8 protein-coding genes are annotated in these 10,978 nt (G+C 61.1%); 5 read left to right on the plus strand and 3 right to left on the minus strand.

Annotated features, from left to right (window positions below; genetic code table 11):
* A partial coding sequence (locus tag AC6CID_RS24635; protein ID WP_498354633.1) for a flavin-containing monooxygenase occupies positions 1 to 1,405 on the minus strand: 1,405 nt, incomplete at its 3' end.
* A 1,439-nt stretch (positions 1,406 to 2,844) separates the two neighbouring features.
* Here AC6CID_RS24635 and AC6CID_RS24640 point away from each other — a divergent pair.
* From AC6CID_RS24640 to AC6CID_RS24660, 5 genes are all read left to right on the plus strand, one after another.
* A complete protein-coding gene (locus AC6CID_RS24640; RefSeq protein WP_264722401.1) occupies positions 2,845 to 3,618 on the plus strand; it encodes an enoyl-CoA hydratase-related protein in 774 nt (257 codons plus the stop codon).
* 5 nt (positions 3,619 to 3,623) lie between these two features.
* On the plus strand, positions 3,624 to 4,784 hold the full coding sequence (locus AC6CID_RS24645) for an acyl-CoA dehydrogenase family protein (RefSeq protein ID WP_088899479.1): 1,161 nt from the start codon (positions 3,624 to 3,626) through the stop codon (positions 4,782 to 4,784).
* Positions 4,777 to 5,883: an acyl-CoA dehydrogenase family protein gene (locus AC6CID_RS24650; protein ID WP_039585265.1), complete on the plus strand. Its 1,107-nt coding sequence runs from the start codon at positions 4,777 to 4,779 to the stop codon at positions 5,881 to 5,883. Before AC6CID_RS24645 ends, AC6CID_RS24650 begins: the two co-directional genes overlap by 8 nt.
* On the plus strand, positions 5,883 to 7,505 hold the full coding sequence (locus AC6CID_RS24655) for an AMP-binding protein (RefSeq protein WP_498354634.1): 1,623 nt from the start codon (positions 5,883 to 5,885) through the stop codon (positions 7,503 to 7,505). Before AC6CID_RS24650 ends, AC6CID_RS24655 begins: the two co-directional genes overlap by 1 nt.
* Positions 7,506 to 7,593: 88 nt before the next feature.
* Complete coding sequence (locus tag AC6CID_RS24660) at positions 7,594 to 8,457, plus strand: SMP-30/gluconolactonase/LRE family protein (protein ID WP_264722398.1); 864 nt, start codon at positions 7,594 to 7,596, stop codon at positions 8,455 to 8,457.
* A 61-nt stretch (positions 8,458 to 8,518) separates the two neighbouring features.
* Here the strand turns inward: AC6CID_RS24660 and AC6CID_RS24665 are convergent, their stop codons facing one another.
* Both AC6CID_RS24665 and AC6CID_RS24670 read right to left on the minus strand, forming a co-directional pair.
* Positions 8,519 to 9,136 (minus strand): hypothetical protein, encoded by a 618-nt coding sequence (locus tag AC6CID_RS24665; protein WP_264722397.1) that lies wholly within the window; start codon positions 9,134 to 9,136, stop codon positions 8,519 to 8,521.
* A 1,288-nt stretch (positions 9,137 to 10,424) separates the two neighbouring features.
* A complete protein-coding gene (locus tag AC6CID_RS24670; protein WP_006550534.1) occupies positions 10,425 to 10,709 on the minus strand; it encodes a YciI family protein in 285 nt (94 codons plus the stop codon).
* Positions 10,710 to 10,978 lie beyond the last annotated feature (269 nt).

Below are 10,978 nucleotides of genomic sequence, written 5' to 3' on the forward strand. Positions count from 1 at the left end.
CTCTGACCAGGCAGTCGATCACCCAGTCTCCTTCGAGCTCTGCACAGGTCGGTCCGTTGCAGAAGGCCGACGGGCTCTGCGGTCCGTAGACGAAGAGGATGTTCGGAAAACCCGAGGTGGCACGACCGAGGAGGGTGTGAACACCGTTCGCGTAGGTCTCGCCGAAGGTCTCACCGTTCGTGCCTACGATGTCGATGTCGCAGAGGCCACCGGTGAACGAGTCGAATCCGGTCGCCAGGACGATGACGTCGAATTCGCGCTCGACACCATCAGCGGTGACGATGCCGTTCTCGTAGATGTGATCGATGCGGTTGTCGTTGACGTCCACGAGTTCGACGTTGTCTTGGTTGAAGGCTTCGTAGTAGGTGTATTCCAGCGGGCATCGCTTGGAGCCGAAGGGATACGGAGGCTCGGTCGGAACCAACTTCTCGGCGAGGACGGGATCCTTGATCCGGCCGCGGGTCTTGTCGCGCCAGAAACGGTAGATTCGGTTACTGACCTCGACGTCGAAGAACAGATCGGCGTAACCGCCCAGCCAGATCTGTAGGCCTCCTTCGGCGTACAGCTTCTCGAGTCCTTCGGTGAACTCCTCGTCGGTCATCTCGGCTGTCGGTTTGTAGACCAGGTCGTAGGCGAGACCACCGAACGTCTGGTTGCGGAACTCGAAGAACTTCGGGTAGCTCTTGCGTAGCTCCTCGTTCGCGGCATGATCGAGCTTGGCCGAATACATCGGTAGCGTCATCGACGGCGTGCGTTGGAAGACCGTCATCGACTCCACCTGAGGGGCGATCGATTGGATGACCTGTACACCGCTGGCGCCGGTGCCGATCACCGCGACGCGCTTGCCGCGCATATCGTAGCCCGTGGGCCACTCGGCGGTGTGGAAGATGTCGCCCTCGAAGGTGTCGCGCCCCGCGATGTTCGGGATGAGCTTCTTGGAACCCGTACCGAGCATCGGAAGGAAGAACCGTGCCCGGGTCAGAAAGGTCTCACCGCTATTCTCGTTGCGGGACTCGACAACCCACTGATCGCGACTGGTGTCGAATCGGGCTGCGAGCACGCGAGTGCTGTAGTGGATCTCCGGACCGAGTTCGAGCTTGTCGACCACGAAGCGGAAGTACTCCTGCAGTTCCTCCTGACCGGGGAACATCTCCGACCAGTCCCACTCCTTCCAGATGCGCTCGTCGGAAAACTGGTACGCCGTGGCCTCGGTATCGACCCGGGCGCCGGGGTACTGATTCCAGTGCCAGACACCGCCGGCCTCGGAGCCTGCTTCGTACAGCTTCACCGTGAACCCCAACGCGCGCAGGCGTTCGAGCGCGTAGACGCCGGCGAACCCGCCGCCGACTACCAGCACGTCGAGCTCCTCGGTTACGGGACGAGTGTCCTCGAGTAGGGAGACCATTGTGTATTCCTTTCGCACCTTGGATCTGAAGCCTCGGGCTGTTCGATTCATCTGATCGATCGCAGCTCTGGACAAAGTCGATGTCGGACGCCGCAGCGGGCACCCTTCGATGTCCCGAGTTCACGAATGTCATCGAGCGCTAACGCGCACTCTCCGAATGGGACGATGGTGCCCCCGTCGTCAAAATATGTCAAGAATCACTAATTCGTGTTCGCGATGATCTGGTACCCGCGCCTTCCCGACGCGTCCATGCGACTGTAGTGAATGTAGGTGTTCTGCACGGTCGTTGGTCACGGTGGTCGGGGAGCCGCCGGCCTCGGGCTCGAAGTATGGACGGTGCAGCGTTTCGCTAATGGTAACCATCGCTAACTTAATTGAGCTCATAGGCGGCTCGGGGATCTCGAGGTGGCGACCGGTGTCCACCGGGATGGCCCGAGACCCGCATACGGTGTGCCGAGTCGACCCGTAATGGTGCCGGGTGGAATGCGTCGACCGGCCCCGAACTTCTTCGCACCCGCCGCGTATCGCGGATGCGTCAAGGGTTGGTCTCCCACCGACCGGCCTCATCGAGACCTTACATAGCCTCCCAATATCGTTCGGAGCGCATGGAAGCTGATCGGTTCGCAGCGTCCGACAAGTGATTCTTGGTTCACGACGAGGCGCCCGAAATCTCGACGGGTCGAGGACGACGGTCTCGTGGGCGTGCGGAGAACCGGATCGTCCAGGCTGCCGCGTAAAGACCGCCAGCGTCGATCTCAGGACACGCCTCTCCCCGATGCTGACCGTGTGCCGTTGCGTGAGCGGTGAGCGGCCTACTTCTCGGGATCGAGGAGAGGGGTTCGAGTCGGTTTAGGAGATCTTCTTAGCATTTGATGACTTGTTGTCACCGGTGGGGGGAGTTTCTTCGCGAATCATCGTTGCTAGGGGAGAAGTCCTCGACGATTGTTGGGCGCCGCTGGGGCTTTACCGGCCGCTCGGGATGTCTGCGTCGACGTATGTGGATCCATTGCGTGGTACTAGGACAGGGGCCTGAAGTTAGTATCCCTTGACATCGTGCTGTGACGTGCATGACGCTGTGTGGGGAAGTTGTGGTGGTGAAGCGGGTCGGTCGAGCAAGGAGCGGCCGACCCGGCCGGGGGCTGCATGTATTGCCGCGCTGCCTACTGTGCCGCACTGCGGCTTCGTAGTGCGTATTGCGACTTGTGGACGAAAGGTGGTGCACGAGCGGGCATTCCGATCCGGAGCGAGATGCGCGGCTACGCAGACTGCATCTGTGCTCCGCGCGGGGTGAAAAATTAGTATCCGTTGACAAAATGCGGATAAGGTCCCTAATGTGCTCTCATCTCACGAGACAAGCATCCGACTAGAGATTAGCATTCATAGACTTAATGTCGGACGCTGCAGGCTTGCTCACGGTGTTCAGAACAGGATGGACCAGCATGGAAACGTTCGAGTTTATCGAGTTCGAGGAGTCCGGAGCGACTGCGACGGTCTGGCTCAACCGCCCGCCGGCCAACGCAGTCAGCCAGGACATGTACGTCGAACTGAAGCAGTTCTTCGACAATGTCGACAAGTACCTTCCCGACGCGCGTGTCGTCGTCGTCGCAGGCCGCGGCAAGCATTTCTGCGGTGGCAACGACCTGGAAGAATTCAAGACCCTGTCGCCGGAGAACTCGCCCGCACGCATGAAACAGGTACGCGAGGCCTTTTTCTCGATCCGGGACAGTGCGAAGCCGACGGTGGCAGCGGTGCAGGGTGCGGCTGTCGGTACGGGCCTGTGCATTGCAGCCTCGTGTGACCTGGTCGTAGCTGCGGAGAACGCGCGATTTTCATTGCCGGAAGTGAACGTGGGGGTTATGGGTGGCGCCAAGCATCTCTCGCGTCTCGTCCCACAAGGCATGGTCCGCTTGATGCATCTGAGCGGTGACATGGTGCCGGCCGCAGACATTTACAAGTTCGGTGGGATCGTCGAGGTCGTCTCGAACGACGAGCTGATGACTCGTGCCCAGGCTCTCGCCGATTCACTTGCCCGGCACAGCCCGGCCGCACTGCGCTTCGCGAAGCTGAGTATGAACACCATCGAGTACATGGACCTCGAGTCCGGCTACGAGTACGAGCAGTCGCTCACCGGTGAACTGTCCGGTTACGAGGACTCCAAGGAAGCAGTCAACGCCTTCCTCGAACGTCGTACTCCCCACTACACGGGCAGGTGACCTAGATGACGACGGATCTGGCCGAGTATCGGTCCGGGGTCCGCGCGTGGCTGGCCGACGCGGACATTCCCACCGTTCCCCTCGATCTCGACGAGCGATTCGATGTTCTGCGCGACTGGCAGCAAGTGCTGTTCGAAGCCGGAGGGTTGGGCATCAGCTGGAGCAAGGAGGCCGGTGGCCAAGGGCTGTCCCATCTGCACCAACTGGCGTTCGCTGAAGAATTGGCCTATGCCCGGGCGCCGATGCCTATCGGTCTGATCGGCCTCGACGTCGTCGGACCATCGATCGACGAGTTCGGCCAGCAGTGGCAGAGAGAAGAACTCCTACCGAAGCTGCTCTCCGGTGAGCACATCTGGTGCCAGGGCTTCTCCGAACCCGGGGCCGGATCGGACCTTGCCTCGCTGCGCACCCGGGCCGTGCTCGACGGTGACGAGTTCGTCATCTCCGGCCAGAAGGTATGGACCAGCTGGGCGCACAAGGCACAATGGTGTGCGCTGCTCGTTCGTACCGACCCTGCGGCACACAAGCACGCCGGAATCAGCTACCTGCTGGTGGATATGTCCACGCCGGGAATCACGCCGAAGCCACTGGAGCAGATGACGGGCGACCGCGAATTCTGTGAGGTCTTCTTCGACGAAGTGCGCGTTCCGCGGCGGAATCTTGTCGGAGAGCTCAACGGCGGTTGGGCTGTTGCGACGCACACTCTCGGCATCGAGCGCGCCGCCTACACGTTGCGCCGGCGAGTCGATTACGAGGTCGCGTTCGAAGACGCCGTCGCTGCGCTTCGAGATCATGGGCTTCCCGCGCCGGAAACCGGGCTCGGACGCCGTGTACGCATAGCGATCGGCAAGGCACACGTTGCATTGAAAGTCCTGGGCGCGCAAACGCAGAAAACGGTCGCGCGACTCGCTGCGGGAGAGGTCCCGACTCCGGAGGATTCCGTCGACAAGCTTCTGCTCAACGAGGTCGAGCAGATAATTTTCGGGGAGATCGCCGAGCTTCTCGGTCCATACCGGGCCGTCGAGGAAAGTCGGCCGTTGGGGCTGGCATCAGATCGGTGGGCACATGACCACCTCTATTCGCGGGCGACCTCCATCTATGGCGGCACCTCTCAGATTCAGCGAAATATCATCTCGGAACGACTGCTAGGACTCCCTCGTGGCTGACGACACCACTACTGCAGAACTGGCCAACAGCCTGGAAGACTTCCTCGCTCGCAGTTACGATTCCGCCACCCGACGCGCAGTGCTCTCGGAGAGGAGGGTCACCGAGCTCGGTGGTGTTCTCGGCGAGATGGGAGTGTTCGCTACCTCTGTACCCGAGGTGTTCGGCGGGCTGGGGCTTCCGATGGCGTCGCTCGGACCGTTGTTCACCCTGTACGGCAGGTACCTGGTACCGGGGCCATTGCTGGAGAACTCGCTACTTCCGGCTGTTCTGGCCGCTGATGCACCGGAGACCGCCCGCGCAGCGTTCAAGGCAGCGATGAGCGGTGACGGACAGTTGGCCCTCGTCGATCCGCACGCCACCGGAGACTGGGACGGCGGATCGATCACCGTCCGCAACGGCAGACTCTTCGGACGCTGTCACCTCGTTCGGTTCGGTGGTGATGCGACGCAGCTGGTCGTCGTTTCGGATGATCAGCAGTTATGGCTCGTCGATCCCCATGCGGGAGGCCTCGAGATGATCCAGGCCGATGCCAACGCAGACCCGCTCTCGTCTTTCGCCTCGGTTGGTCTGGACGACGTCGCCGGCACGCCGCTCGCTGATCCGTCTGCAGCGCCGAGGCTGATCGAAGAGATCCGTTCGTGGGTCAGAACGCTCGTCGCATGTGAGTTGAGTGGAATCGCCGCCCATTGCTTACGCACCACGATCGATTATGCGAAGGAGCGTGAGCAATTCGGTCGCCCGATCGGGTCTTACCAGGCGATCAAGCACATCATCGCCGATATGCATGTACATGCCGCCTCGGTCCGGAATCTCTGCGATTCCGTACTCGCGGACTTGGTGAACAGCGAGGCGCCGACAGCGGTCGACGCAGCCGTGCTGAAGGCGCACGCTTCCAAAGTGGCCGTCGAGGTCTGCCAGGACGCGATCCAGGTGCACGGTGGAATCGGATTCACCGCCGAGGTCGATCTGCACTGGTTCTACAAACGAGCGCTCGCCCTACGGCCCTGGTACGGCGATACCCGGGCATTGGAAGAGATGGTCGGTGCGGCAGCATTGGCGCAGACCACAGAACACGCAAGCACGGCGAAGGCGGTCTGATGATCCCACGAGGTGGAAATGTCGCTCCCACTCGCGACTACGTGGCGTCCGGGGATTGGGACGGCGCCTTCATCGACGACTATCTGGCGACCGCAGCCGCCGCGGTACCGGACCGGATGGCACTCGCCGAGCCAACCCGATCGTTGACCTTCGCCGAGTTCGACGCAGCAGTGAACGCGTTGGCAAGCGCCTTGCAAGCGCATGGCATTGCGCCTGGCGATGTCGTCTCGTGGCAGTTACCGAACTGGATCGAAGCGTGCGTGGTCCATCTGGCTGCCATACGTATCGGTGCTGTGAGCAACCCGATCATCCCGATCTACCGGCATACCGAGACCGCGTTCATTCTGCGACAGTCTGCTTCGAGAATCGTCTTTGTCCCGTCGGTCTTCCGGAACTTCGACTACGCGGCGATGGCCTGCGAGATCGCTCGTGAACTGGACGAACCACCTACCGTCGTAGTAGTCGGTGAGGGGAGCCCAGCCGGCGGCATTCGGTACGACGCCTTCGTCGACGGTGCGGAAAAGCTGAACCGTGTCGACCGCTCACCGGACGATGTGGTGCTACTGCTGTACACCTCGGGAACCACATCCGATCCCAAGGGCGCGATGCACAGCCACAACACTCTCAACTACGAGAACCGCAGCATCGCCGACCTTCTCGAACTGAGCGAATCCGATGTGATCTTCATGCCGTCGCCGGTCGGACACATCACCGGAATCCTGTACGGGATCCAGCTACCACCGATGCTGCGCAGCGGCGTGGCACTGCTCGATGTCTGGAGTCCGCAGGCGGGCATGCGTCTGATCGACGAGTACCGCTGCACCACGACGGTCGCTGCGACTCCGTTCCTGCACGGGATCGTCCACGACCCGTCCGGCTCGTCACATGACCTCTCCTCGATGAGGAACTTCCTTTGTGGTGGCGCCGATGTTCCCCCTGACCTGGTCATCGAGGCCACCGACACCCTTGATGCACTGGTTGCGCGTGTCTACGGATCGACGGAGTTTCCGACGGCATCGGCCGGCAAGCGCAACGATCCCTTGACCAAACGAGCAACGACAGATGGCCGAGCAATCAAGTCTGCGGAGATCCGAATTGTCGACGACGACATGCAGGACGTGACCCCAGGGATTCCCGGCGAGATTCTGCTGCGCGGGCCGGAGATGTTCCTCGGATATCTCGACAACCGGCTCAACGACAGTGCGTTCACCGCGGACGGTTGGTTCCGCAGCGGTGACCTCGGACGTCTCGACACCGAGGGCTACCTCGAGATCGTCGGCCGCAAGAAGGACATCATCATCCGCGGCGGCGAGAATCTCAGTGCCAAAGAGGTAGAGGACCACCTATTCGCCCATCCGATGATTGCCGACGTCGCGGTCGTCGGATCGCCGGATCCCGTCCTCGGAGAACGAGTCTGCGCGATCGTTGTACCGGAGGCCGAAGTCGACATCGAGCTCGAGCATCTCACCGGATGGTTGATCGAACGCAACATCGCACGGCAGAAGCTCCCGGAAAGCCTGATCGTCGTCGACGAGTTGCCGCGGACGGCAAGCGGGAAGATCCAGAAGTTCAAATTGCGGGAGCTCGCGGCGGACCGCGCCAAAGGCACAGCCCACCGTTGAGTGGACCCGACACACCGGACACAAGCACCCTTCATTCCTCGAGCAATGACCATCGCCGCGAATCCCTCGCGGCGGGATGGAGAACATCATGAGAGAGCACCGCTCGGCCGTTTTCTCGACCGGTCACCAGTTCCTCGAAGGTCTTCGTTGGCACCATGGCAAGCTCTGGGCCAGTGATTTCTTCAGCAAGACGGTGAAGACGTTCAACGCCGACGGTTCGTACACCGACGTCGTCGAGGTCGAAGGCTCGCCATCGGGACTGGGCTTCCTGGATGACGGTTCGGTCCTCGTCGTGTCACAGATGGATCGAACCGTCGTGCGGATCGAGCCTGACGGTACACAGTCGGTGCACGCTGACTTCAGCCAGTACGCCGGCGGCATCGGCAACGACATGATCGTCACAGGCAAAGGTGATGCGTACGTCGGAAACTTCGGTTTCGCTCTCGGGGAGGAAGACCCGAAGACAACACGCTTGGTCCATGTGTCCGCAGACGGCTCCGTCAACCCCGTCGGTGGTGAAGTTCTGTTCCCGAACGGCATGGCGATCACCCCGGACAGAGTTCTTCTCACCGCCCAGACATGGCGGCACTGCATCACGGCGTTCGACATCCAGGAAGACGGAAGCCTGGCCAACGAACGAATCTGGGCCCAGCTCGACGATTCCGTTCACCCGGATGGCATCGCACTCGACGCTGACGGCGGTGTGTGGTTCGGCAACGCGTTGACCCTCGAGTCGGACAGTGGCTTCTACCGAGTTGTCGAGGGAGGAGAGATCACCGACAGGGTTGCGATCGATGGGGCCTGGTCGGTCACCTGTGCATTCGGCGGTGACGATCTCCGCACCCTGTACATGGCGTGCAATGTGACCACGCTCGAGGAGTTTCACGACGGCAAGTCGACTTCGGTAGTCGCGACTGCGAACGTCGGTTACAAGGGCAGCCCGGCAATGTGAGTAGGACTGCCGCAGAAGTATCGGGTCCAAGGGCTGATCTCGGCCGAGTCGACCCCGGTGCTTATGCGGGATTCGGGCGCACTGCAGGTGGGATACGCGCGAGGAGGGAAATCAGGTCGGTCTGACAGGCGTACCCGAAATAGGTGTTCAGTATCGTGGAGAACCCGAGTGCATCGGGCACGTCATAGGCTGGAAGTTCGGCCTCGATCGTGGCGACACAGCGATCGTAGGTTTTCCTGATCGCCGGCGAAGAAGTGGCAACCTGAATGTGTTCACGCGCCGGTGATGTCAACAAGTCCCCATTGAAAAGGTCGATACAGATCGGCTCGGTGACTTCAGCATCAGGGTTCATAGGCACACACGTGTATATCCGACCACCGCGGGACCTCACCTCGCGCCATGCTGTGGTTTCGGCACTGTCGACCCGATCGAGCCACTCGAGGTGACGTTCGGCGAACTCGACAAACCCTGCAGCATCGAACTCCGACTCTCGCCGAATATCCGAATTCGACTCAGCTTCTCCTGGATTGATGTTCGATACAACTGTGCGCGGGTCCGCGGCGTCCGTCCTGCTCCGCTGGGACGCCGCCGTATGGACAGGTGCGGTGTCGGAACCGGACTCAGGTTGAGAACGACAAACCGAAGGCATTACCCCGAGGTTCGGACCGGACAAGGTCATCGTGCATCTACTCCTTCACTACGACCCCTGTCATATGATCGTGTGGACGACCTCCTGTCGTTACTGACTCAGCGCCATCTCCGGCAACGGGACGGCGAGCTCGGATCACTCTGTGTTCGATCTCCTTGGAATCGGCGCGAATACGTTCTCTCACTGGAGATATGAAGCCGGATCCGGGTAAGCACATCGATACGGAGCCGACGACAGCAACGTACACTTCGATGGGTATCGGTAGGACGACTCTGACCGGCGTCAGCGATTCCCGTCGTGGATGGGCCACTACGAACACCACAGCGCGCACTGCGGCGATCCGTCGCTACGTCGACATACTGCAAACAGCTCGCCAGCGAAGGGGGTGTTCTATCGAGGACGGAGAACCCTGCTTCGATCATCGCCTTTGATCACCGAAGCAGGGTCCCGGCAGCCCGAGCGCAGGCAGCAGGTGGGATCTGCCCGTGCCCAGTGGCGGAGGCACGCCGCCTCGCCCATGCCGCATACGCACCATCGGCCGACACGTGGCTTTCGGTGGATACTCATGAGACGAACCGTCAACAGGTAGCTCGCTGTTTCTGGACCGCATGACTGTCGACGGAAGATACCTGCTCAATCAATATATGTAACAGTACTGTTCACTACTGCGCGACATTGCCACCCCATCATTTCTGGATGCTCGTTCAGCGGCTTCGGAGCGTGGAGCACAGTTCCTGCGCGAGTCTCGACCATGTGCTGGGTGGCCAAGGCCTCGCCGTGCACCATCCGCGCACACCTACTGAACACGTCCAGTTTCCGTTGGCCAGAGCCTCCCGGATCTCCCGCCCAGGTATCCCGAAGGCTTCGAGGACCCGGCGATCGCTGGGCGCGACATTCTGAAGGGCGGTGGGGGCATAGAAACCGAGTGTGAGGGCGCGGGAACAGTCGTGGCTGACTTCCGGCGTAGCGTCCACGTCAAGGATAAAGAAATCTGTTCCAAGAGTGCCGTGTCACACCGGTTTCCGTTGACACGTCGGTTGTGTGGATCGACAGTCTCACCCTGCGCTGATTGTCTCTCGAACCCGTGGATTTGGTTGGACCCGATCAAGCGAGCACTCGATCGGCCGGCTGCATCTCCGTCTGCGCGTTCACTCCACCATGTATCGACGGGCGCCTCAGGACGTCACGTGACGCAATTCCTGGCCTCACATACGATCCGCGCCTTCGTCGAATGCACACTCTGTGCGTCCCATCGTCTGGTCCACTGCAAAAATGCTGCATGCTGTGACCAACAGAAGCTAGGCATGCCGCTTCATCGTCAGATTCCCACGAGGGGTCCGATGACGGGCTTCCACTGGTAGATGGTCTGGTCGACGACAACACCCTGCGTGACATAGGGGTCCTTGGCGAGCAGGGCCTGCAGGTCGTCTTCGCTGTCCGCCTTGAACACGAGCAGGGCGCCGGCTCCGTCGGCCCAGGCGCCCGCTTCCTGTAGCACGCCTTTGGCGGCCGCGTCCTTGACGAAGACCAGGTGGTCGGCATGGGCGGCCTCTTTGACGGATGCGTCAGTGGTGTACGACCAGATAACAGCGAACAGGGCCATGGTCACTCCTCGGGGGATACGGTCATGAAACGACGCGCGTACTCCTCATGGAATACGTACTCGAGAACGGTAGGGCGTCGGATGCCGCAGCGAGTGTCCTATTTTGCAACATCGTCCGTGCACGACGACGAGGTACAAACGGCATCATTGCTGTCCCGAACAGAGGTGGGAAGACGTCCGCTCGGCGTGAGGAAGAGGGTGTCCGCGCAGACTCAGCGGCGAGGATGTCTTGTTATGCGACAGAGTGTTTCAGGGGTCAGGAACCGAAC

This window comes from Rhodococcus sp. GQ147 (assembly GCF_059759155.1).